This window comes from Planotetraspora sp. A-T 1434 (assembly GCF_025420585.1).
In the GTDB taxonomy this organism is placed as follows: domain Bacteria; phylum Actinomycetota; class Actinomycetes; order Streptosporangiales; family Streptosporangiaceae; genus JAOEGB01.
In genome coordinates this window covers 73,243-96,051 of record NZ_JAOEGB010000001.1, presented here as the reverse complement: position 1 = coordinate 96,051, position 22,809 = coordinate 73,243, and the positions used below count along the sequence as shown (strand labels likewise).

Below are 22,809 nucleotides of genomic sequence, written 5' to 3'. Positions count from 1 at the left end.
GCACGCAAGCACACACCGGGGAAGCCATCGCCACGCGCCCCGACGCGCATCACCCCAGGACCGCCGCTCTTCTTCCTGTGTACCTCCCCGAGGGCTCTCCGGCCAGGCCGCGACAGTGCCCTGATGCCGACCCCGACGGTTCGGGGGTGAGTCAGGGGTTCCCCCGATAGTGGGTGAGCGGCGCGGACCGCCAGGATGGGACCATGACCGAGGCACCACCCACCACCGCAGACGACGCCGCCGGAGCCGCCCCTGGAGGGGAGCCCGAGCGCGTGCTGAGCCGCAGCCGCTCCGGCCGCATGCTCACCGGAGTGTGCGCTGGTCTCGGCAGGTACACGGGCATGGACCCGGTCCTGTTCCGGGTGGGCTTCGCCGTCCTGGTCCTCGCGTCCGGCATCGGGATCATGCTGTACGTCGCGGCCTTCCTCCTCATGCGGCAGCCCGGCGGGGGCCCCGGATATCTGGAGCAGTGGACCCGCCGGATGTTCGACGCCGAGACCGTGCTCGCCCTCATGGCGGCGGTCTTCGCGTTCGGTCTGATCATCAACGTCGCGTCGGGCGGGATCAGCAGGGGCACGATCGTCGTCGGCACCCTGCTGGCCATCGTGCTTCTGGCGGCGCACGCACGGGGTGTCGACCTGCTGATGATGGCCAAGTCGGTCCCCGAGCGGGCGACCGGGCGGCGTGGCATGACGCGCACCCCCGCCACTACGGCCTTCACCTCGCCTCCCCCGCCGGCGCCGTTCACCACGACCGACCCGCCGTTCGCCAGGACCGACCCGCGGACGCCGTACGGCGTGCCCGCCGAGCAGGGCCCCGCCGCACCGTCCCATCCGGCGAGTACGGCAGGCACGCGGGAAATGCCGTCGGTTCCCGTCAGCACAGATGACGCTGCGGGTCCGGCGGGCGCAGCAGGTCCGGCGGGCGCAGCAGGTCCGGCGGGCGCGGAGAGTGCGGCCGTGGCGGGGGATTTGGCGGCCATGGCGGGTTCAGATGCCGCGGGCGCGGAGAGGGCCTCTGGTCCCCTGGGCGCGGCGTCGGACATGGGCGCGTCGGCGGACCAGGGCGCGTCGGGCGCAACGGGGAGGACCACAGCCGGCACCACCGCGATGCCCGCCGGGCCGCCGGCCGCCGCGGGCTACCGGAGGCTGTCGGACCTCGCGAGAGAGGCCCGCGACAGCACCTACGGCTACTCCTCCGGCGAGCCCTTCGCACCGCACGGCCCGTACACCGCGCGTGAGCCGTACCGGCACCAAGAGTCGTACCAGCCGTCGCCGCCTCCGGCGCCGCCCCGGCCGCCGCGGCCGAGGAAGGCGAAGCGGCCCAGGTCGTTCATCGGCGGACTCACCATCTGCCTGGCGCTGATCGTTGGAGGGGTCATGGTTACGGTTCAGCGGTCGGGCGCCGGTGCGGTCAGCCTGCCGGTGATCGGCGGAGCGGTTCTTGTCACGATCGGCGCGGGACTGCTGGTCGCGACATGGTTCGGCCGGGGCGCGGCACTCGTCGCCGCCGGCACCATCGTGTCGCTCGTCCTTGTCGCGGGGTCGTCGGTGAACGGAATTCCGAAGAAGATCGGCAGCTTCGTCTGGCGGCCGGTGAGCAGCGCCCAGGCGAGCACGGACTACGTCCTCGGGATGGGCGAGGGCAGACTCGACCTGAGCGACTACGCCCTCGCGCCGGGGAGCCGGGTCAGGTTCAACGCGTCGGTGTCGGTCGGGCAGATCACGGTCATCGTGCCGTCGACCGCCCGCGTCGAGGTGCACGGCTACACGAAGCTGGGCGAGGTCAAAATCGACCACAAGGTGGAGGACGGCGCGGACGTCACTTTCGAGCGCACCCTGGAGCCGGAGGTCATGGGCTCGGGTGACGTGCCGACGATCGAGTTGCACGTGAAGGCCGGGATCGGGGACGTGGAGGTGCGCCGTGCGGCCTGATCAACTGTCCAACGGTCCCGACCGCCGTCCCGAGCGGCCTCGCCAGGCGCACCGGACCAACTGGATGGCCCTGCTGTGCGGTCTGCTGTTCGTCGGCATCGGGGTCCGCTACTTGACCGGCCCGCCTCCCGACGCAGTGATCATGGCCCCCGTGCTGGTCGGGGGCCTCGGCTTCGCGGCCTTCGTGGCCATCATCGCCAAGGCCCTCCGACGATAGCCCCCTCCCCTTGCGCGTGATCATGCAGAGGTTCCTCGATGACGCCGGGACCACGGCACACTCCCCTCGTGATCATGCACAGACTCCCACGGTGGCACGGTAAGCAGGCCACACACCCTTCGAGACCATGCACGCATTCCCGCGATGGCGGCGCTACCTGGACCTACGTCGTTCATGATCTGGCAGCTACATGATCACGAAGCGAGGAAGGCCACTTCGGACAGCGTCCCCGGGAATCTGCGCATGATCACGATGAGTGGGATCGCACCTCATCGGCAGCACCAAGGAACGTGTGCATGGTCACACCCGGCTTGTCGGGGTCAGCGGATGACCAACTCGCGGTTGCGCTGCTGGGGGAGGCCGGCGAGCCTGCGCTGGCCCTCGGTCAGCAGAGCCGCCAGCGGGCCGGGCTCACGCAGCCTGGTGAACCGGTCCCGGTTGTACTTCCGCAGCCGCGCGGTACGGCGCTTGCCGGCCGCCGCCTTGAAGGCGATCACATGCTGACGCTCGGCCCTGGGCGCTCCGCTCAGCTCGTAGCCGTTGGCGATGAGGCGGTCGCCCAGCACCTCCTCGCAGAGGGCGATCTCCCAGGGCTCCAGCCTGGTGGACCATCTGCCCGCGTGGGCGGTGGTCACCTCCCCGTGCGTGTTGTTGTGCCAGACCTTGTGCTTGGGCACCGCCACCTCGGCGATGTGCCGGGGCTCGCACATGGCGGGGTCGAAGTCCTCGCCGATGAAGGCGCACAGCTTCTTGAGCTCGGTCTCCGGATCCGCCGTCAGGTCCTCGTAGCGGAGCTGGTAGAAGGTGTCCGCCGGCAGCTTGCGGGCGTTGCGCTCGCCGAAGTCGATCGCCTCGGCCCAGTTGGCCATGGCGTGCACGCTGTCCGGCTTGTACCAGGGCATCTCCTTCAGGGAGGCGACGCAGTCGCGCCCGTCCCTGACCAGGTTGATGAACTGGGCGTCGGGGAACATCCGCATGATCATCTCGACGTGCCGGTAGTAGCTGGGCCGCTTGTCACCCCAGCGCGGCTTGCCGAACCGCTCGGCGTAGCTCTTGAAGACCATCCCGACGACCGAGCCGAAGCTGCCCGGGCCGAGCATCGCCGACTGGACGAACTCGGCCTCGTCGAGGCCCAGCTCGCGGAACTTGGTGTTCCGCCCGGTGGCGATCCAGTTGGCCAGCGTGCGGCGGTTCTCCGCCAGGCGCATGTCGCCGTACATCCTGCGCGAGAAGTAGGCCGGGACCAGGAACCGGGTCTCCGGCGGTACGGCGATGCGCGGGTGCGAGTGCAGCATGAGCTGCAGCATGGTGGTGCCCGAACGCGGGCAGCCGATGACGAAGACCGGCCTGTCCGACTGCATGAAATCAATCCCCCCGTGATGAGATGACGACGCGTGGCGGGCGTCGGCCGCCCCCGCGTGGGCGGCCGACCGCTCGCGCACCGGGCGTGGGCCCCCGGCGGGCGCGGTGGCAGGCCGATCAGACAAGAATCCTGTTCCTCTCCGGTGTGTCCCGCGGGACCTGGCGGGCCGCCAGCCAGACGCGGTAGACGAGGCTCATCTCGAACGCCAGCAGCAGCGCCCCCGCGCCGGCCGACACCGGCACCCACGCCCGCGATCCGAGCAGCGGGCCGACCACGAACACCGCGGCGTGGAACTCGATTCCGCTGACCACGTGCGTCCGGATGCGGCGCCCTACAAGGAAGACGCGGAACCGGTCGTACCAGGGAAACCGCGCGTGGAACTCCTTCTGCAGGTCCACGAGCGTCCGGCCGTCCCCCACGGCCAGCTCCCCCACGTCGGTGCGCGGCCGCGCGCGCAGGACGTCCTCCACGAACACGCAGTCGGCCTTCATCCGAGCGTGGGCGAGCACCCGGGTCGCCTCCTTGACGCGCTTGAGCTGCGGCCCGTTGATGTAGCGGAACAGGTCGAGCAGGACGACGCCCATGGCGGCGAGCAGGAACTCGATGTCGCCGTCCTGGACGTACTCCCCGAAGCCGATCCCGAACGCGCAGCACACCACCCGGATCCGGTCGCCGACGTAGTCGAGCCAGAGGCCGAACGGTGTGCCGGTGCCCTTGAGCCGGGCGATCTTCCCGTCCATGCAGTCGACGGTGAAGCTGAGGTAGAACAGCGCCGCGCCGAGGATCAGGGCGCCCTCCGCGAAGGAGACCGCCGCCCCGAGGCCGACCAGCATCGACAGCCGGGTCAGACCGTTGGGCGTGAGCGACGAGTGGTTGGCGACGAGCAGCGCGAGCCGGCAGGCGAGCGGGTCGACCATGAAAACGGTCCACCACGAGTCCCGCGGCTTGCGAGTCGCGAGGATGTCATCCAGCGTGTAGCCCCCCATGCAGGTAAGAATGACTACAGCGGGTAGGCGTTCACGTGCAGTTCGGGAACAGGCTGGGCATCTCGTTGCCAGTTCTTGACTATGTCCCCCACCTGGGTAAACCGTCCGCCAATCGGGGTTGCGATCCGTTACAGTCCGTATCCGGGGGGAGATCAATGCCGGTTATTACGCTGTACCGGCGGCTGCAGGGGCGGCTGCCGTCTTGGGAGCCGACGCCGCGGGCCGCTCTGATCCGCGAGGGCGCGAGCCCGCTGCAGGCGCAGCGCGAGACGCTCGACCTCGTGTGCTCGTTGCTCTCCGGCGCCGCGGTGCCGTACTTCTGTGTCCGCCCGATGCCGGGCCGTCCGCCGGTCGTGGCCGTCGCGGAGGGCGACCGCCTCCGGGCGCTCACCGCGCTCGCCGCCGGCGGGCACCCGCTTTTCGCGGCGCGGCAGCCGTACGGCAAGCAGGGCGCGAAGACCCGGCCGTCGGACGTGGGCCGGATGCGCCCGCTGCGACGCGCGGCGGGGCTCCTGGAGGACGCCAGGATCGTGCGGGTGGCGCTGCTGTTCGCCAGCCCGTCGCGGACGCTGACGCTCGGTCCCGAGCACGGCTGTGACCTGGAGTTCTGGTCGCGGGAGGAGGACGTCCTGGTCGCGCCGCGGCCCAACCTCGCGTGCGAGGTCGTCCCGGTTCGAGACGAGACGGTCGAGGGTGGCGAACAGCTCTTCAACACGCTCGTGTCGGCCGCGCGGAGTGTGCGGACATACCCGACACGGCCGGAGTTCACCCGGCGGCTGGTCGACGACATCGACTTCCCGATCGACGCGGTCTACACCTGGGTCGACGGCGGCGACCCCGCCTGGCGCGCCCGCCGTGACCTCGCCCTCTCCGGCGCGCTTTCCGGAGGAGCCGGCGAGGGCCCGAACGGCGGGCTCAGCGAGCTGGCCACGACCGAGGCGCGGTTCACCAGCAGGGACGAGCTGCGCTACTCGCTGCGCTCGCTGCTGATGTACGCCCCCTGGGTCAACAGGGTCTGGATCGTGACCGACGGTCAGACGCCGTCATGGCTGGACACGACGCACCCGATGGTGACCGTGGTCCACCACAAGGAGATCTTCAGCGATCCGTCGGTGCTGCCGGTCTTCAACTCGCACGCCATCGAGACGCAGCTCCACCACATCGACGGCCTGGCGGAGCACTTCCTCTACCTGAACGACGACTTCTTCCTGGGCCGCCCGCTGTCGCCGCGGACGTTCTTCGAGGGGAACGGGATCACCCGGTTCTTCCCGAGTGTGGTGCACGTGCCGTTCGGCGCGCCCGAGTCGGAGGAGTCGCCGGTCCACGCGGCCGGCATGAACAACCGGCGCATGCTGGAGAACCTCTCCGGCCGGACGCTGACGCAGAAGCTCAAGCACGTGCCGTACGCGCTGCGCCGCTCGCTGATGTACGAGCTGGAGGAGCGGTTCTCGGCCGAGTTCGAGGCGACCTCGCGCAGCACTTTCCGGAAGTCCTCGGACATCTCGGTCGTGTCGTCGCTGGCGCACTACTACGGCTATCTGAGCGGCCGGGCCGTGCCGGGTACGGTGGACTACACCTACGTCGACCTGTCGCTGCGCAAGACGCCGGCCAAGCTCCGCCGTATGCTCACCCGCCGCAGGCACGACGCCTTCTGCCTCAACGACACCGCCCCGACCACCGCCGAGCAGGACGCGCTGCTGGCGCGTTTCCTCGAGGCCTACTACCCGACGCCGACGCCGTTCGAGCTCGTCTGATTCCCCGTTCGACCTCGTCTGACTTCGCGGGCCGCCCATGGGAGGCGGCCCGCGATCGGCTTATCGGCGGCGATCGGCTTATCGGCGGCGATCGGCTTGTCAGCGGCGATCGGCTTGTCGGCGGCCCATCAGCGGATGAGGTCTCTCAGCGGGCGACGGGGGCTTCGTAGCGGGCCACGAACATGCCACGGGAGGTCCATCGGCCCGTGGGGACGAACGAGCCGCGGACGAGGTTCAGCCGCTTGCTCGCAGTCGCCACCTTGCCGGTGTGGCCGACCACCCAGAGCGTGCGAACCCCGGCAAGCCGGGTGGCCAGCACGAGGGGACCCACGTCGCGTCCGCCGAAACTGCCGTCGCGCTGGGGTGACCGCTTGAGAGCGACGTCATCGAGGCGTCCGAAGATCTCGGGGTAGACCAGCTCGTACTTCCTGGCCTTGTCCGGAACGAACAGCACGGCATCGCCGCGCTTCGCGCCGGCGGCGAGCACCGCCGCGACCGGACCGGGATCGTCCTGCCGCCCGTCCGGCCCCCGGGTGAGGAGATGGCCGGGAATCGACAGTCCGAGCCCCGCCACCAGGAGAGCGAGGGCCGCTCGGCGGGGAAGCGCGGCCAGCCCGGCACCCGCGAGCAGAGCCGCGGCGGGCACGCAGCAGAAGACGTAACGGAAGACGTAGATCGGATGGTCCACCCACGAGACCGTGAGCAGCGCCAGTGGCGGCACGATGGCCAACGGCAGCGCCAGCCCGACGAGCCTTTCCCCGCGCCCGCCCCGCCATTCCCGCGATTCTCGCCCTTCCTGCGATTCTCGCCGGTCCCGCCGGTCCCGCCCGCCTCGCGGCGCATGCCGGCTGATGGCGAGCAGCGCGAGGCCCCCCGCGAGTGGGGCCACCCCCAGCCAGGCCGGGCTCGTCGCGCCGAGGTCGCCGAAGAGCTGGACCACGAGCATGCCCACGTCACCGGCGCCGGGCGAGCGAATCCAGGAGACCTGGGCGCTCTGCGCGGACGTGAGCGCCGCGAAGGGCGCCACGGCGGCCAGCGCCATCGCGACGGCTCCCAACCACTTCAGGACCGGCCCCCGCGACCACACGACGTAGATCCCGTGGGCGCCGGCGACCAGGAAGGCGAACAGGTTGACGTAGGCCAGCCCGGCCAGGGCCATGCCGTACACCGCGAAGGCCATCCGGGACGGCTCTCGCAGGGCCCGCAGGAGCAGCAGCGACACGCCGACTGTCATGGCCATCGCCAACGGGTATGGCCGGGCCTCCTGCACGTAGCGGGAGAAGACCGGCATCACCGCCAGCAATGCCCCGCCGTACAGACCGGCTCTGGGGTTGCCGAGCGCGCGCCCGAGGACGCCCACTCCGGCGGCCGACGCCACCCCGGCCAGGACGGACGGCAGCCGCAACGCCACGTCACCGGTCCCGAACACCGCGACGAACACGTGCATCAGCACGTAGTAGACGCCGTGAACGAGGTCGACCGTGTGGAGCAGGTGCAGCAGCTGGGGCAGCGTCCGGGTGGCGGCACTGATCGTGGCGGCCTCGTCCCGCCAGAGGGGCGGGCCGCTCAGGTTCCACAGCCCGGCGGCGAGCGCGAGGACGCCCGGCACGACAACGGTGACACTCGGCCCGGGCGGGCCGGACCCCATGCGCCGCCAAGGGCGCCCCGGTACGCCGAGCCGTACCGCACGATTCCGTACGGCAGGCGGAGCGGTGAGCCTTGTCATGAGCCTTGTCATGAGCCTTGTCATGAGCTCCGTCATGCGAGCATCCGCAGCGGCAGCCCCTGCTCCGTCCGCCCGACCGTCGCCGTCCACCGCCCGTGCCGACGACCTGCGCTCTCCAGGCGCGTGATGTAGGCATGGCCCTCGACCCGCAGCACGCCGAAGCGGTGGCGTACGTGCCTGTCGTAGCGGTTCTTGAGCCCGGAAGTGTGCTCGGCGAGCAGTTCGGGAGGCACCGTCACGTGGCCAGGATGCCTTCCGGCGGGCGGCGGGCATCGCCTAACCTCGATCGCCTTACCAACGCTTGGCCGTTCCTTGACCTGGCCCGCCCCCTCGCCCAAATAGGCGATCAGACCACGAGACCCGGCGCCTTTAGTTGGCGCTCCAAGCGGGTGGTGTGTCAGAGCACGTTACGATGCGGCCTGAATAATCCCCCAAGGAGCTGCACCATGGCTTTGCGTCGTCTCATTTCCCTCGCCGTCGCGTGCGCGCTGACGATGGCGGTCGCCGCACCGGCTCATGCCCGGTCGGCGCCGAAGAAGCCATACTGCGTGACCCACAAGTGCATCGCGCTGACCTTCGACGACGGGCCCGCCGACTACGCGGAGACCCTGCTGAAGATCCTCAAGAAGTACAAGGCCAAGGCGACCTTCTTCGTGATCGGCAATCGGGTGAAGAAGCACCCCAAGATCACCGCGAACATCGCCAAGGCGGGCCACGAGATCGGCAACCACACCTGGGACCACAAGTACCTCACCGAGCTGAGCTACGAGGACATCTACCACGAGATCAGGGACACTCAGCGGATCATCAAGAAGGCCACCGGTAAGACGCCGGTCCTCTTCCGGGCGCCCGGCGGGCTGACCGACGAGGACGTGGAGACCGCGACGGCCAAGTTCGGGCTGATCCAGGTCCCCGGAACGGTCGCCACCCAGGACTTCATCCCGGACTACCGCGACGTCGAGTTCCTCACCACCAGGGCTCTCGACATCGCCGGCCGGGACGAGGTCGTGCTGATGCACGAGACGGTCAAGCAGACGGTCCAGTCACTCCCGACCGTGCTCAAGGAGCTGACCAAGCAGGGCTACCACTTCGTGACGGTCTCCAAGCTGCTCGAAGGCCAGAAGCTCATCCCTGGGCAGATATACCCGGAGGAGCCGCTGCTGAGCGACGGCTGATCCGCCTCCCGAGACGCTGCGTCGGGGACTCCACGAACCGGTACGTCAGCCAGCTCAGGCCGAGCAGCAAGGTCAGATAGCCCAGGGTGATGGACGCCTGAGCAGCGGTCGGCAACCGCCGGAGATCGCCCGCCATGGCGTTCAGGAACCTGAGCAGCGGATGGTGGAGCAGATAGATCGAGTAGCTGATCAGGCCCAGCCAGGTCAGCACTCCCGGCAGGGGACGGCCGCGCAGCGCCATCCCGAGCGCGAAGGTCGCGGCGGCCAGGGCGATCGTGGTGATCCACACGTCAGGCTGCACCCACCACCAGCCCGCCTGGATCGACCACACCGGAGCGGCGGCCACGAGGGCCGCCGACACGACGACCGGCGTCAGCCCGCTCGCGCCGCTCTCCCACCGCTGGATGGCCGTTCCCGTGAACATGACCGCGAGGATCGCCGCTCCGAACCAGGGCACGAAGCTCGCGAAGACCAGCAGGACGATAGCCATCAGGCCCAGCGCGTAGGCGGCAGCCGTACGGAACCGGCCGGTGATCAGGCACGCCACGCCCGCGACGAACACCGCGCACGCCGCGATGGCCGGCCATTTGCCCGGCAGCAGCGGCGCGGACAGCACCAGCCCCGCGCAGACGGCCACGATGCCGAAGACGATGGCCAGCGTCCCGCTCCGCTTGTGCACCCCGCCGACGAACAGGGCGGTCACCAGCAGGTAGAAGACCATCTCGTACGACAGGGTCCACATGGGATCGGCCAGGCCGCCGTGGTGCACGACGTCGAGCAGCATCGTGAGGTGCGCGGCCACGGAGGACACATGGCGCGGGACCTCCTGGCGCACCGGCACCCAGATCGCCATGACCAGGACGAGACCGATGACGACCAGATAGAGGGGATAGAGCCGGAACAAACGGCTGATCCAGAACGCCCTGACGTCTCCCCTGCGCTCCAGCGAGGTCGGAATGATATAGCCACTGACCAGGAAGAACACCAGCACGCCATACATGCCGAGGTTGAACCAGAAGGGCCGGAGCGCGGGCATCAACCAGGGCAGCATGTGCTCGGCCACCACGGCCATCGCCCCGATCCCCCGTAGCGCGTCGAGCCACGCCAGCCGCGCGACCTTCGTGCTTGACGATCCGATGACCGGCTGAGTGGCAATCACCCGCGTTAACATACCGGGCTTTACGAAGATCTCACCTGAATTGGGATGTTTGCCGACCAAAGGGGTGTCTCTGCCGGAACACGACCAGGACAAGCGGAGACCCGCCGGACCCCTCGGTCCTGCGGGTCTCCTCCGCCGTCGCCCGCCCTGGACCTCGGTGAGGCCGATGCGGCGAGAGTCGCGCGCCCGAGACAGGTCAGCGGGCGGTCTCCAGTTCACGCATTCCCTGACGCGCCTGCGCGAAGAGCATGCCGACGTTCACCGCACGTGTACAGATCACGACCGCCACGATGTCGGGGTTGGTCTTGCTTCGCATGAAGAGGTGCACGAGGTTCTCGCTGTTGACGAGGATCTCGTTGAAGTAACGCCGGCTGTCGCCCATCCCACGGCTATGCGCCCACATCTCCTCGATCTGCACGATCGTCCGGCCCTGGAACAGGTCGGCGGTGGCCGCCGCGACGGTGTCGAGGATCTCGCGGGGGTGATTGTCGACGGTGTCGACCGCGAGGAGCATTCCGGTCGAGATATCGACGACTCCCGAGCCGACGTACTCGGGAACATTCTGACGGAAGATCTTGAGGGTATTGGTGACGATCTGTGCGAGGTTCATGGGGAGCTTTCTGAAATGAGCGCGCCGGGTCTGATCACGACGGCGCGCAAAGGATGTGCACGGCGGTACGCCGGACCCAGAGTCTTCCCTGATGGCGGCACCTGAGGCAAGTTCAAGTCCGTAGCCTGACGATCACGCGCAGTCGTGTGACTGATCTCGGGTGGCCCTTCCGGCTCCGGGGAGCGGGAGCGCACTGGCGGCGACAGCACCACGGCGCTACCCTGCAAATCCGGCCGGATTCCGTCGCAAGCGTGACTTAAGACCCTTGCGTACCGGCCGTGAACTGGGGTTGGTGGTCGCGTCTCCCCGGCAGAGGACGGAGCCCGGGTGAGCGAGTTGGACAGGCGAGGCCAAGGACGGATCACCGACGAGCTCCACGCCCTGGCACGGGAAAGGGCCTCTGGGACGCTGAACGTAGGAGGAGACCGCGGTGGAACGATCTATCTCGATGGCGGACGTCTGACCTTCGCCGAAGCAGCCGGGGTTCCCGACCTCGCCGCCAGATTGATCGGCTCGGGGCGGCTGCCGGCCGACCGATCGAGCACGCTCCACGCGCAGGCCCGGCCCCCCGGTGAGCTGGCCGTACTTCTCGTGGAGCAGGGCGACATCGGCGAAGACGAGATGCGGGCCGTCGTGCGTTCGGTCTCGTTGGACGCGATCACCGCATTGGCGATGCCGGGTCGACCATCGGTCGGCGGCATCCGGTTCGCGCCGCTGGAGCGCCCCTGGATCGGGCCGATCCTTGACTTGGACGTCGAGTCCGTTCTGTCCGAGGTCGCGCCGCGGACCCGGCTGCTGGCCGGGTACGACATCAGCCTCGACGACCGCCCCCAGATGTCCGACCTGCGTCGTCCGCTGGCGGTCGTGGGCCGCGCGCAGTGGATGGTCGCCTGCGGGATCGACGGCGTCATGACGCTGCGGGAACTGGCCTGGCGAAACGGCTCGGCCCTTTACGACACCATGGAGAACGTGGCCGGACTTGTCCGGGCGGGCCTGTGCACCCTTCAGAAAGACGTGGGATCCCCGGGGCGCGACGACGGGGCGGGTCACGGGCGGCCGGTGGATGAGACGGACAGCGCCACGATGGAGCTGCCCAAGGTCCCCGGACCGGCTCCGACGGCTCGTTCTCCCCAGACGCCGCCGTCCCGCACGCGTACGGCCGGTGCCGACGGCCCCCCGGTGGACTCTCTGCCTCGTCGCCGGCCGGGCATGACGACCTACGACAGAACGCCCGCCGGCGCCGTACTCCCCGAACTCGCGCAGGGGCCCTCGGGAGCCGTCCTACCGCCGGTCACGCCGATCCACGACGGCGTCTTGGAGCGGGTCCTGGAAGGGCTCAAGCGGATGGGCTAGAAGGTGAGGGCTTGATTTGTCAGACACGACCAGGGAAGCAGCCCGTCACGTCACCCATCCGCGTCGTGATTGTGCATGGTTCCCGGAGGGCCGTCCGGCAGGGCATGGCCCTGCCAGCCCGAATCGAACTCCGCCATGTGACCCGATATCCGCTTGACCATGTCCCGGGTCTGATAGTGCAGCATCCCGATGTTCAGATCGTTGGTTCCGACGACCGCCACGACGGAGCTGTCGCTCACCGCGAACACCGCCAGGTAGCCCTCGGCGCCACGGGCGACCGCCTCGCGGAACCGTCCGCGGCCGGTCGTCTCCGTGGCCTGACGAGCCAGGCCGAACGTCGCCGCGACGAGGGCGGCGATCCGGGTCGGCTCCAGATCGGGGATGTCGTGGGTCACCAGGAATCCGTCGCTCGTGGCGACCATGCTGCCGCGCACGCCCACCACCTGATCTCTCAGCTCACGGAGCTCCGCGCGGATCCGCTCCTCGGGGGTCGGCTCTTCTGCGCTCGGCCCGGTCATCCGTTCACCCCTGCTGGTCCGGACCCGCCTTGGCGGATCTCTTTGCACACGACGGCCTCGATCATCCGATCAGCGCCCGGAGGAAGGACACGGTGTCTCGCCGGGGCCCGGACGGTTCCCCCGGCTCTCGGGGTGACGGGGCGCCGACGACCGACACAAGCCCCAGGGCGATCAGCTGGGAGACTTCGACGGTCGTGCCGAAGACGCTGTGTCCCAGTTCCCACGCGAGGTCCCGCGGCGTGGACCGGTCACGCATCCGGATGAGCAGAGCCCACTGCAACTCGGAGACCTGTAGTTCGGGTGAGTCGATGTGCGGGTTTCGCAAGACCGCCGTGTCGGCCGTGAGGGAGATGGACATCTGCTTCACGATCTCCTGCCGCCGATTCACCTCGGTGAGCAGCGCTGGAAGGGACATGCCGCCCACCGTGCCGACAGTGGGAGTGCCGGATTCGCGGAACCGCTGCAGCAGCGCGTGCCGCGGCCTGCTGGACAGCAGTTCCAGCGCGGCGTCGACGGTGGCCTCCCTGACCGCGAAGCGCCATGCGAGCGAGCCGGCGATCTCCGGATCGACGGCATCCGCCGGGCCGCCGCGGTTCGCCCGGGAGCCCGCCGGGTCGGCCTCATGCGGACGCCCCGGCTGCCGCGCGAGCCCACTGGCCGGCCCGGGGGTGCGCTTCGACTCCGCGAAGACGACATCCCCCTCGCTGAGATAGATGGCCCCGCCAAGGTCGCCCGGCAGACGCAGCACACCGGTCTGGCCGGAGTCGGCGAGCTTTCCCAGCCGGACGACGAGCGGGTCCCTGTTGAAGTACACGGTGGTTCCTGTCCTGGCCGAGGGTCACACGCTCTGATAGTGACGGGGCAGGCCCGAATCGGCTCGTCCGGCGAAGCTCATGTCGAAGTCGCGAAGCTCCCGATGGGCCATCGCCAGGTTCGCCCTCGACCGGTCCAGCACCACAAGCAGCAGAAACCGCAGTCTGGGCGCCGGGCTGAACTGCCGGATCAGGTGATAATGACCAGTCAAGGTGATGATCGCGTCCTCGAGCCCGCCGTTAGCGGCCAGCTCTCCGGTCATGAGGGAGATCACCCTGGCCACATCGGCCGCGCCCGCCGCCGCGACGGGCAGGCGCGCCTCCTCCTGCTCCTGTACGGAACCCAGCACCATGCCGGTCGAGGCGTCGATGAGACACCCGAGCACAAAGCCGTCGATCTGCCTTACCTCGGCAAGCAAGGAGTCAAAGGGAGACACGGGCATGGATGCGTCCTTTCCACCAGGCACCGCAGGCAGATTCTAGGGGACGTCCGCACTGCCGCAGAACGTTCCAGGACGAGCTCCCCGGCGGTTGTCAGCGCAGGTAAAGACACTCGGAAAGATCAGCGGTCATCCGGGCAGACCAGAGGGAAGGTTGACTGTGGTGACGAGATGAGTACGAGGAGTAATGCGCAGCCCAGTAGGGCTACGAAGTGAGGCCGGGAGTGACCGCCGGGACGGTGGTGGCCCGGCCTTCGCGCTGTTGCAACCGGGTTGACCAGAGCGACTATGCGACTACTATGGGTTATGCGTGGTCGGGTGCGAACCACGAAGTGAGGCCGGGAGTGACCGCCGGGACGGTGGTGGCCCGGCCTTCGCGCTGTCTACGGTTCACACTCGGCTGCCGCGAGAACACCCTCCAGGCGTAGAAGAACAGACGCGTCGTTGCTCACCAGCGCGCCAGCCACAGAACTCACCACGATGTCGGCGACCCATAGCAGCGGCTCCTTGGCCATTGCCGCATGCGTCACGGTGTATCGGGGCGGGCGGCCCCCCAACCCGCGAAGAACCTTGCGATCATGGAGATCTTGACTCGCCTCGCGCTGACCCAGTACGAGGTGACGCACATCCTTCGGAACGTTGTGCACCATCCAGGTCAACGCTCGGGCGCGAGCCGCTTCCTTGCGCTTGGGCCGGTCGAAGCGACATCCGTACACGAGCGCCATGATGTCCAGCCGTGCCACTTCCGAGATCAGAGCCTGGCGGACATCTGCACTTTCGTCGTACCAATGGGGCGGCGAAGTCGACGGCACAAGCTTCCGCAGGCGAGTTTGCACCTCATCCGACAAGAGGCAGTCCGCGATCACTATCCCGACGAAATACAGGCCTCCAGCACGAATTGACTCGTCGATGTAGCCGGTCAAGGGGGGAGCGGTCACGGAACACTATGGTTCCGTAACACTCCGACACTTGTTCGCTACTTATAGCGAAGAAGAGTCGATCCGGGTGGCGGCGTGCGAGAAGGGGTTACTCCCACTCGATGGTGCCGGGGGGCTTGCTGGTGACGTCGACGACCACGCGGTTGATCTCGCGGACCTCGTTGGTGATCCTCGTGGAGATCCGGGACAGCACGTCGTACGGCACGCGGGCCCAGTCGGCGGTCATCGCGTCCTCCGACGTGACGGGCCGGAGGACGACCGGGTGACCGTAGGTGCGGCCGTCGCCCTGGACGCCGACCGATCGGACGTCGGCCAGCAGAACCACGGGGCACTGCCAGATGTCACGGTCGAGCCCGGCGCGGGACAACTCCTCGCGGGCGATGGCGTCAGCCTCGCGCAGCAGGTCGAGCCGCTCGCTGGTGACCTCGCCGATGATCCGGATGCCGAGTCCGGGGCCGGGGAACGGCTGACGCCACACCATCGCCGGCGGCAGGCCAAGCTCCTCGCCGGCCCGCCGGACCTCGTCCTTGAACAGTGTCCGGAGGGGCTCCACCAGCTCGAACTTGAGGTCGTCGGGAAGCCCGCCCACGTTGTGGTGCGACTTGATGTTGGCGGTCCCGGTGCCTCCGCCCGACTCGACGACGTCGGGGTAGAGCGTGCCCTGGACGAGGAAGTCGACCGGGCCGTCGGCGAGGATGGCGCGCTGCTCGTCCTCGAAGACGCGGATGAACTCCCGACCGATGATCTTGCGCTTCTCCTCCGGGTCGGTGACCCCGGACAGTGCCTTGAGGAACCGCTCCGCGGCGTCCACGACGCGGAGCTTGACGCCGGTCGCGGCGACGAAGTCCCGCTCGACCTGCTCGGCCTCGCCCTTGCGCAGCAGCCCGTGGTCGACGAAGACGCAGGTGAGACGGTCGCCGATGGCCCGCTGGACGATGGCGGCGGCCACGGCGGAGTCGACGCCGCCCGACAGCGCGCAGATCGCCCTGCCGCCGCCGACCTGCTCACGCACCGCCTCGACGGCGTCCTCGACGATGTTGAGCATGGTCCACGACGGGCGGCAACCGGCCGCGTCGAGGAAGTGCTTGAGCACCGCCTGGCCGTGGGCGGAGTGGAGCACCTCGGGGTGGAACTGCACGCCGTACAGGCCGCGGGAGGGGTCCTCCATCGCGGCGACCGGGGTGGCCTCGGTCGAGGCGGTGACGGCGAACCCCGACGGGGCCCCCACCACCGAGTCGCCGTGCGACATCCAGACCGACTGTACGGCCGGCAGCCCGGCGAAGAGCAGGCCCTCGCGGAGCACGTTCAGCGACGTGCCGCCGAACTCGGCGGCCCCAGTTTTGGCGACCCGGCCCCCCAGCGCCTGGGCCATCGCCTGGAAGCCGTAGCAGATGCCGAACGTCGGCACCCCGGTCTCGAACAGGCCCTCCGGGGCAGGCGGAGCGCCCTCGGCGTACACCGACGACGGGCCACCGGACAGGATGATCGCCTTGGGTTTCCTGGCCAGCATCTCGGACACCGGCATCGTCGACGGGACGATCTCGGAGTAGACGTGGCATTCACGCACCCGGCGGGCGATCAGCTGCGCGTACTGCGCGCCGAAGTCGACGACCAGGACCGTGTCGAACTCAGACACCGGAAGGACCCCCAGAAGAGCGAGCGGTACGGTCAGTCTATCGGCGCGTTCCACTCAAGCCGTTCTCCGTGTCGCCGTGATCATGCACGGTGTCCCGGGAAGCTCAGGCACGTCCAGTTTCCCGAATCGTGATCATGCACGGTGTCCCGGGACGCTTAGGCACGTCCGGTTTCCCGAATTGTGATCATGCACGGATTCCGCCACACACAGTCTGATCAGCGCCGGCACTCTTCGTGATCAGGCAGCGTTCGTCCGACGGGCACGCCCTCGTGGTGCATGATCACGCGGCACAAAGCGCCAGGTGGGCGGTCCATACGGGAACCTGCGCATGATCATGTGGGACAAAGCACCAGGCAGGACGGCCCATACGGGAACATCTGCATGATCACGCCGAGAGGGCTGGTGTTGAACGGCCAGACCTTGCCTGCCGGGGAACTATGTGATCTCCACGATCGGCAGCCGGAGGGCGCCGGGAGCGGCTGAGGGGACGACCGGCCGGGCGGGGGCGATCGGCGAGAGCCGTGCGTAATCCGAACCCAGCGCGGGACGCGGGTCGGGCTCGCCCTTGTTCGGCCAGAACGCCATGGCTCGCTCGGCCTGGGCGGTGATGGTCAGCGAGGGGTTGACGCCCAGGTTGGCCGAGATCGCCGAGCCGTCGACGATGTGCAGGCCCTCGTACCCGTAGACGCGGTGGTAGGGGTCGATCACGCCGGTCTCGGGCGAGTCGCCGATCGCGCAACCGCCGAGGAAGTGGGCCGTGGCCGGGATGTCGAAGAGGTCCAGCCATGACCCGCCGGGCATGCCGCCGATCTCCTCCGCCGCCAGGCGCACCGCCTGGTGCCCGGCCGGGATCCAGGTCGGGTTCGGCTCGCCGTGGCCGGGCCCGGCCCGCAGGCTCCCCTTCCGCAGGGAGACCGTGATCGAGTTGTTCTTGGCCTGCATGACGAGGGCGATGATGCCCCGCTCGGACCATTTGCGGTGGTTGAACAGCCGGGGCACGAGATGCGGCCGCCGGAGGGCCGCGCCGAGGAACCTCAGCCAGCGCGGCGTTCGTCCTCCGCCATCGGAACGGCCGTCGATGAGCAGTGTGCGGAGCATGGCCATCGCGTTGGAGCCGTCGCCGTACCTGACCGGTTCGATGTGGGTCTCGGCGTCGGGGTGGATCGACGACGTGATCGCCACGCCCCGGTTGAGCTTCTCCCCCTTGGCCGTCAGGCGCTCGAAGCCGAGCAGGGCCTCGGAGTTCGTCCTGGTCAGCACGCCGAGCCGGGAGGACAGCCGCGGCAGGGTAGTCGCCCTGAGCCGGTGGAGCAGGTGCTGCGTGCCGTACGTGCCGGCGGCGAAGACGACCTGGCGGGCCGTGAGCGTGCGCGCCCGGCCGAGGGAGCCGGTCTTCCTGACCGTGATCTCATAGCCGCCGTCGATCGGGCGGACGCTCCTGACGGTGGTCTCGGGGTGGACCTTCGCCCCGGCCTTCTCGGCCAGGTGGAGGTAGTTCTTGATCAGCGTGTTCTTGGCGCCGTGGCGACAGCCGGTCATGCACTCGCCGCACTCCAGGCACCCTCGGCGGCGCGGCCCGGCCCCGCCGAAGTAGGGATCGTCCACCTCGACGCCCGGCTCGCCGAAGAACACGCCGACGGGAGCGAGATGGAAGGTGTCGCCCACCCCCATCCGCTCCGCGACCTTGCGCATGACCTCGTCGGCCGGGGTCACGGTGGGGTTGAGCACCACGCCGAGCATGCGTTTGGCCTGGTCGTAGTAGGCGCTGAGTTCAGACTTCCAGTCGGTGATGTGGCTCCACTGGGGATCGTCGAAGAACGGGTCGAGTGGCTCGTAGAGGGTGTTGGCGTAGACGAGGGAGCCGCCGCCGACGCCCGCCCCGGCGAGGACCATGACGCCGTTCCGGCCGCGCAGCACGTGGATCCGCTGGATGCCCTTCAGGCCGAGCGCGGGGGCCCACAGGAAGTCCCTGGCCCGCCAGGAGGTCTTGGGCAGCGTGTTCTCGTCGAACCGCCGGCCGGCCTCCAGGACGCCGACCGAGTATCCCTTCTCGGTCAGCCTGAGCGCCGTCACGCTCCCGCCGAACCCCGATCCGATGACGACGACGTCGTAATCCATGGTTCCCCGCTACTTGAGGTGCAGTCGCTTCATCGTCTTGAGCAGGGTCGCGAGGGTGTCGGCGTACGTGTCGTACGGCAGGCCGAGGATCGGCTCGAACCCGAGCCACGAGGCCTGGCTGGCGACGGTCTGGACCTCGGTGTACTTCAGCAGGCCCTCGGTCCCGTGGCGCCGCCCGAGGCCGGACGCCTTCATGCCGCCCATCGGGGCGTCGTAGGAGCCGTAGGCCGAGCCGTACCCCTCGTTGATGTTGACGGTGCCCGCCTTGACCCGGGCGGCCAGCCGCCGGCCGCGGTCGAGGTCACGGGTCCAGATCGAGGCGTTCAGGCCGTAGACGGTGTCATTGGCCTTGGCGACGGCCTCGTCCTCGGCCGAGAAGCGGTACAGCGCCACAACGGGGCCGAACGTCTCGTCGCGGCACAGGTCCATGTCCTCGGTGACGTTCTCCAGCACCGTGGGCTCGTAGAACAGCGGGCCGAGGTCGGGCCGCGCCCGGCCTCCGGCGAGCACCGTGGCGCCCTTCTCGACAGCGTCGGCCACGTGGGCGGACACGGTGTCGAGCTGCCGCCGGGACGTGAGCGACCCCATCTGGGAGTTCCAGTCGAGGCCCCCGCCCAGCTTCATGTTCTCGACCACGCGGACGAACTTCTCGCGGAACGCGTCGGCGATCGACTCCTGGACGTAGAGCCGCTCGATCGAGATGCAGAGCTGACCCGCGTTGGTGAAGCAGGCCCGGACGGCGCCCTGCGCGGCCAGGTTCAGGTCGGCGTCGTCGAGCACGATCATCGGGTTCTTGCCCCCGAGCTCCAGGGAGCAGCCGATGAGCCGCCTGGCGGCCTCCTCGGCGATCTTCCGGCCGCCGCGGGTCGAGCCGGTGAAGGCCACGTAGTCGGCGCCGTCCATCAGCGCGTCGCCGATGTCGGCGGGCTCGCCGAGCACGACCTGCCAGATGTCACGCGGCATGCCGAGCTCCACGAGCAGGTCGATCGTCCAGAGCGTCGAGAGCGGGGTCTGCGTGTCGGGCTTGTGGACCACGACGTTGCCCGCCATCAGCGCCGGGACCACGTCCGGCACGCCGAGCGCGAGCGGGTAGTTCCACGGGCTGATCACCGCCACGGCGCCCTTGGGGTGGCGGATCTCGGTGGCGCGGGTCGCGATGGGGAAGATGCCCTTGCGGCGCTGGGGCTCCAGCAGGCGGGGGGCGCGCCGCGCAAAATAAAGCGTGCAGCCGGCCGCGTCGAGGACTTCCTCGTTCGCGTGGCGTCTCGCCTTGCCCGTCTCCATCTGGACGATGTCGAGAAGCTCCTCGCGCCGGTCCAGGATCGCGTCGTGCAGCCGGAGGAACGGGCTGACCCGCTCCCGCACGGGCAGCGCGGCCCACGCCTCCTGCACGGCCCGGGCCTTGGCGTACGCCGTGCGGACGTCCTCGGCGGTGGAGATCGGCACTTCGGCGAGGAGCTCGCCGGTGAAGGGAGCGGAGATCTCCCGAGTTTTACCTTCCGAGGTGACGTGCTTAAGGATGCGTTCGACCATGGCCGCATCGAGCGTCCCAATTGCTGCACTCATGACGGAAGAATATTCCGGAGCGTGACTTATGGCTACTGGCCGGTAAAGACAACCATCGGGACACGATACTTCCGCGTCCTCCTGGCGACACGCCAGAATCCAGCTATGCCAGAAATCGCTCGCTTTTTCCGGCGACCTCATGCCGGCTGCTGAGGTCGCCCCGCTGAGGTCGGGAGACCCGGGACGGCTGGGCGCCTACGACCTCCAGGGGCGGTTGGGAGAAGGGGGCCAGGGCGTCGTCTACCTCGGCGCGGGGGCGTCCGGCGAGAAGGTCGCCATCAAGTGGCTCCGGCCCGACCTCGCGGGCGACCCCGATATGGTGGAGCGCTTCCTCCGCGAGGTGGCGGCGGCCAAGCGGGTCGCCCCGTTCTGCACGGCCCAGGTCATGGAGACGGGCGTGGAGGCGGAGCGTCCCTACATCGTCAGCGAGTACATCGAGGGCCCGTCGCTGCAACGGCGCGTCCTCACCTCGGGCCCGATCAGCGGCCCGGCCCTGCACCGCCTCGCGATCGGTACGGCCACCGCCCTCGCGGCCATCCACCGGGCGGGGATCGTCCACCGCGACCTGAAGCCGGCCAACGTCATCATGGGACCGGACGGCCCGCGAGTGATCGACTTCGGCATCGCCAGAGCCCTGGACGCATCCTCCACACTGACGTCTCGTCCCGTGGGCACGCCGTCCTACATGGCCCCGGAGCAGATCATGGGCGAGCCCGCCGGGCCGCCCGCCGACCTGTTCGCCTGGGGCTGCACGATCGCCCACGCGGCCACCGGCGAGAGCCCGTTCGGCAGCGACTCGCTACCCGCCGTGATCAACCGGATCCTGAACGGCCAGCCGAAGCTGGGCGACCTCCAGCCCCCGCTTCGCGACGTCGTGGTCTCCTGCCTGGCCAGGGATCCGCGCACGCGGCCCACGGCCGAACAGGTGCTCCTCGGCCTGCTGCAGCACTCCGCGCCGAGCCCGGCGATCCTCCAGGAAGCGGCCGCCGCCGCGTCCGAGGCCCCCGGCCCACCCCCCGCCACCCCGGCATCCCACCGCCCGTCCCCCGCCATACCGGGATCTTCGGCCGCGCCGGCGTCCCCGGCCGGCTGGGGCGCTCGGCAGCCGGTGCCGCCACCGCCCTATCCGGGGCCCGCGTCGGACCCGGGCGCGCGCCCGCCTCGCCCGGATGACCGGTCTTACCCGGCGCCACCACCGCCACGGCCGTACTCCGGCCCGGCGTCGGATCCGGGGGCCCACCAGGCTACGCCCGGAAACCGTCCCTATCCCCCGCCGCCGACCCGGCCGTATCCGGGCCCGCCGCCGTCGCCGTACCCGCCGCCGATGCCGTCCCAGGCCGTCAGGGAGACGAAGACCCTGGAGAACGACCCGGAACGCTCCCCGCGGAAGTACGGCGTGGCCATCGCGAGCGGTGCGGTGGCGGTGCTGATCGTCGTGCTGGTCGCCGTCGTGATCGCCAATCGCGACCCGGACGGCACCATCCAGGCCGGGGGAACGACGACGACGTCCGCCACTCCGGCCTCGACGCCGTCCAGCCAGGAGCCGAGCCCGACGCCGGCCGTGACCGCCGAGACGACCGAGGCGAAGCTGCCGGGCGTGAACGCCACAGCCTACGAGAGCGCGTCCGACCCGATGAGGCTGACCTACTACGAGGTCGAGAACAAGCGGAAGAACGAGTGGATCAACTACCCGCGCTCGACGGCGAACGGCCGGTTCGTCAAGAGCGTGAAGTACTGGCAGCAGGCCATCTCCCCGGACGGGAAGGTCTCCGCCGGGCGGACCAGGAACTACACGAACGACAACTACCACGGCGTGGACCTCGTCGACCGCGCCACCGGCGTCGTCCACACGGTCAAGACCGTCAAGTATCCGCTGACGTACGAGTACGCCGACTGGACCAAGGACAGCCGCCGCCTGCTCCTCAGCATCCGCAACCCCGGCGGCTCCACCTGGACCACCAAGGGGTTCATCATCGTGGACGTCGACGCCGGCACCGCCACGGTCCGCAAGATCAACGACTCCTCGATCAAGGAGGGCCGGTTCTACTGGAACGGCGACGGCAGCATGGTCGCCACCTGGTTCGACAACGGCACGACCAAGGGGATCCGCTACTACGACCTCGACGGCGATCCGGTCAGGACCCTCGAAGGCGTCGGCATGCCGTACAACACGTTGTCGGGGCTGTTCTCCCCGTCCGGCGCCTCGATCGTCACCAAGTGTGCCGACGACGCGGCGAAGGTCTGCTACTGGAACGCCACCACAGGGGTGGAGACGGGCAGGTTCGGCTCCGACTGCACGAAGGTCCTCGGCTGGTGGGACGAGCAGCACCTGTTCTGCTGGACCGAGGTCATCGCCGGCAAGTCGGCCGTGGTCGTGACGGACCTGCGGGGTCAGCACCTGCGGACGCTCCTGGAGACCACGCAGGCCGAGATCCTGGGGCCGTACTACTCGCGCCGGCAACTCGGAAGCTGACCGGCCTCGAACCGGAGCCCGGTGCGATCCG

The 22,809-nt window shown here is 69.3% G+C and carries 19 protein-coding genes; 6 read left to right on the top strand and 13 right to left on the bottom strand.

Going from position 1 to position 22,809, the window contains the following annotated elements; all coding sequences use genetic code 11:
* The first annotated feature begins 203 nt into the window (after positions 1-203).
* Together N5079_RS00500 and N5079_RS00495 are read left to right on the top strand one after the other, a co-directional pair.
* A complete protein-coding gene (locus tag N5079_RS00500) occupies positions 204-1,934 on the top strand; it encodes a PspC domain-containing protein (RefSeq protein WP_261581223.1) in 1,731 nt (576 codons plus the stop codon).
* Positions 1,924-2,151: a hypothetical protein gene (locus N5079_RS00495; RefSeq protein ID WP_261581222.1), complete on the top strand. Its 228-nt coding sequence runs from the start codon at positions 1,924-1,926 to the stop codon at positions 2,149-2,151. The genes N5079_RS00500 and N5079_RS00495 overlap by 11 nt, the downstream gene beginning before the upstream one ends.
* A 320-nt stretch (positions 2,152-2,471) precedes the next feature.
* Here the strand turns inward: N5079_RS00495 and N5079_RS00490 are convergent, their stop codons facing one another.
* The gene (locus N5079_RS00490) at positions 2,472-3,512 is read right to left on the bottom strand and encodes a sulfotransferase family protein (protein ID WP_261581221.1); all 1,041 of its coding nucleotides are present in this window, start codon (positions 3,510-3,512) and stop codon (positions 2,472-2,474) included.
* A 118-nt stretch (positions 3,513-3,630) separates the two neighbouring features.
* A complete protein-coding gene (locus N5079_RS00485; RefSeq protein WP_261581220.1) occupies positions 3,631-4,500 on the bottom strand; it encodes a CDP-alcohol phosphatidyltransferase family protein in 870 nt (289 codons plus the stop codon).
* Positions 4,501-4,655: 155 nt separating this feature from the next.
* On the opposite strand from N5079_RS00485, the gene N5079_RS00480 reads away from it, so the two are divergent.
* Positions 4,656-6,254, top strand: a complete 1,599-nt coding sequence (locus N5079_RS00480) for a stealth family protein (protein WP_261581219.1) — start codon at positions 4,656-4,658, stop codon at positions 6,252-6,254.
* A 145-nt stretch (positions 6,255-6,399) separates the two neighbouring features.
* On the opposite strand, the gene N5079_RS00475 is transcribed toward N5079_RS00480, so the two are convergent.
* Complete coding sequence (locus N5079_RS00475) at positions 6,400-7,980, bottom strand: glycosyltransferase family 39 protein (RefSeq protein ID WP_261581218.1); 1,581 nt, start codon at positions 7,978-7,980, stop codon at positions 6,400-6,402.
* A 32-nt stretch (positions 7,981-8,012) separates the two neighbouring features.
* Positions 8,013-8,219, bottom strand: a complete 207-nt coding sequence (locus tag N5079_RS00470) for a hypothetical protein (protein WP_261581217.1) — start codon at positions 8,217-8,219, stop codon at positions 8,013-8,015.
* 207 nt (positions 8,220-8,426) lie between these two features.
* Between N5079_RS00470 and N5079_RS00465 the strand changes: the two genes are divergently transcribed.
* Positions 8,427-9,155 carry a polysaccharide deacetylase family protein gene (locus N5079_RS00465; RefSeq protein WP_261581216.1) on the top strand — a complete coding sequence of 243 codons (729 nt, stop codon included), beginning with the start codon at positions 8,427-8,429 and terminating at the stop codon, positions 9,153-9,155.
* Here N5079_RS00465 and N5079_RS00460 read toward each other — a convergent pair.
* Positions 9,106-10,314, bottom strand: a complete 1,209-nt coding sequence (locus N5079_RS00460; protein WP_261581215.1) for an acyltransferase family protein — start codon at positions 10,312-10,314, stop codon at positions 9,106-9,108. The two genes, N5079_RS00465 and N5079_RS00460, sit on opposite strands and share 50 nt — an antisense overlap.
* 196 nt (positions 10,315-10,510) lie before the next feature.
* Positions 10,511-10,924, bottom strand: coding sequence for a hypothetical protein (locus tag N5079_RS00455; protein WP_261581214.1), 414 nt, complete (start codon positions 10,922-10,924; stop codon positions 10,511-10,513).
* A 327-nt stretch (positions 10,925-11,251) separates the two neighbouring features.
* On the opposite strand from N5079_RS00455, the gene N5079_RS00450 reads away from it, so the two are divergent.
* Positions 11,252-12,277 (top strand): DUF4388 domain-containing protein, encoded by a 1,026-nt coding sequence (locus N5079_RS00450; protein ID WP_261581213.1) that lies wholly within the window; start codon positions 11,252-11,254, stop codon positions 12,275-12,277.
* Between the two features lie 50 nt (positions 12,278-12,327).
* Here the strand turns inward: N5079_RS00450 and N5079_RS00445 are convergent, their stop codons facing one another.
* The 7 genes from N5079_RS00445 to N5079_RS00415 all read right to left on the bottom strand — a co-directional run bounded on the left by N5079_RS00445 (position 12,328) and on the right by N5079_RS00415 (position 20,305).
* Entirely contained in the window at positions 12,328-12,795 is a 468-nt protein-coding gene (locus N5079_RS00445; RefSeq protein WP_261581211.1) for a roadblock/LC7 domain-containing protein, read from the bottom strand.
* A gap of 61 nt (positions 12,796-12,856) precedes the next feature.
* The gene (locus N5079_RS00440; protein ID WP_261581210.1) at positions 12,857-13,609 is read right to left on the bottom strand and encodes a hypothetical protein; all 753 of its coding nucleotides are present in this window, start codon (positions 13,607-13,609) and stop codon (positions 12,857-12,859) included.
* Positions 13,610-13,633: 24 nt separating this feature from the next.
* On the bottom strand, positions 13,634-14,050 hold the full coding sequence (locus N5079_RS00435; RefSeq protein ID WP_261581209.1) for a hypothetical protein: 417 nt from the start codon (positions 14,048-14,050) through the stop codon (positions 13,634-13,636).
* 380 nt (positions 14,051-14,430) lie between these two features.
* On the bottom strand, positions 14,431-14,970 hold the full coding sequence (locus N5079_RS00430; RefSeq protein WP_261581208.1) for a hypothetical protein: 540 nt from the start codon (positions 14,968-14,970) through the stop codon (positions 14,431-14,433).
* A 103-nt stretch (positions 14,971-15,073) separates the two neighbouring features.
* Positions 15,074-16,636, bottom strand: a complete 1,563-nt coding sequence (gene guaA, locus N5079_RS00425; protein WP_410007733.1) for a glutamine-hydrolyzing GMP synthase — start codon at positions 16,634-16,636, stop codon at positions 15,074-15,076.
* Positions 16,637-17,056: 420 nt separating this feature from the next.
* The gene (locus N5079_RS00420; RefSeq protein WP_261581207.1) at positions 17,057-18,739 is read right to left on the bottom strand and encodes a GMC oxidoreductase; all 1,683 of its coding nucleotides are present in this window, start codon (positions 18,737-18,739) and stop codon (positions 17,057-17,059) included.
* A 9-nt stretch (positions 18,740-18,748) separates the two neighbouring features.
* Entirely contained in the window at positions 18,749-20,305 is a 1,557-nt protein-coding gene (locus tag N5079_RS00415; RefSeq protein ID WP_261581206.1) for a succinic semialdehyde dehydrogenase, read from the bottom strand.
* 139 nt (positions 20,306-20,444) lie between these two features.
* Here N5079_RS00415 and N5079_RS00410 point away from each other — a divergent pair, with 139 nt between their 5' ends.
* Positions 20,445-22,778, top strand: a complete 2,334-nt coding sequence (locus N5079_RS00410; protein ID WP_261581205.1) for a serine/threonine protein kinase — start codon at positions 20,445-20,447, stop codon at positions 22,776-22,778.
* Positions 22,779-22,809: the final 31 nt, after the last annotated feature.

Excerpts from the sequence above, each read along its gene's own strand:
- N5079_RS00500 (WP_261581223.1), top strand. The coding sequence starts at position 204 with ATGACCGAGGCACCACCCACCACCGCAGACGACGCCGCCGGAGCCGCC.
- N5079_RS00490 (WP_261581221.1), bottom strand. The coding sequence starts at position 3,512 with ATGCAGTCGGACAGGCCGGTCTTCGTCATCGGCTGCCCGCGTTCGGGC.
- N5079_RS00485 (WP_261581220.1), bottom strand. The coding sequence starts at position 4,500 with ATGGGGGGCTACACGCTGGATGACATCCTCGCGACTCGCAAGCCGCGG.
- N5079_RS00480 (WP_261581219.1), top strand. The coding sequence starts at position 4,656 with ATGCCGGTTATTACGCTGTACCGGCGGCTGCAGGGGCGGCTGCCGTCT.
- N5079_RS00475 (WP_261581218.1), bottom strand. The coding sequence starts at position 7,980 with ATGACAAGGCTCACCGCTCCGCCTGCCGTACGGAATCGTGCGGTACGG.
- N5079_RS00465 (WP_261581216.1), top strand. The coding sequence starts at position 8,427 with ATGGCTTTGCGTCGTCTCATTTCCCTCGCCGTCGCGTGCGCGCTGACG.
- N5079_RS00455 (WP_261581214.1), bottom strand. The coding sequence starts at position 10,924 with ATGAACCTCGCACAGATCGTCACCAATACCCTCAAGATCTTCCGTCAG.
- N5079_RS00445 (WP_261581211.1), bottom strand. The coding sequence starts at position 12,795 with ATGACCGGGCCGAGCGCAGAAGAGCCGACCCCCGAGGAGCGGATCCGC.
- N5079_RS00435 (WP_261581209.1), bottom strand. The coding sequence starts at position 14,050 with ATGCCCGTGTCTCCCTTTGACTCCTTGCTTGCCGAGGTAAGGCAGATC.
- N5079_RS00420 (WP_261581207.1), bottom strand. The coding sequence starts at position 18,739 with ATGGATTACGACGTCGTCGTCATCGGATCGGGGTTCGGCGGGAGCGTG.
- N5079_RS00415 (WP_261581206.1), bottom strand. The coding sequence starts at position 20,305 with ATGAGTGCAGCAATTGGGACGCTCGATGCGGCCATGGTCGAACGCATC.
- N5079_RS00410 (WP_261581205.1), top strand. The coding sequence starts at position 20,445 with ATGCCGGCTGCTGAGGTCGCCCCGCTGAGGTCGGGAGACCCGGGACGG.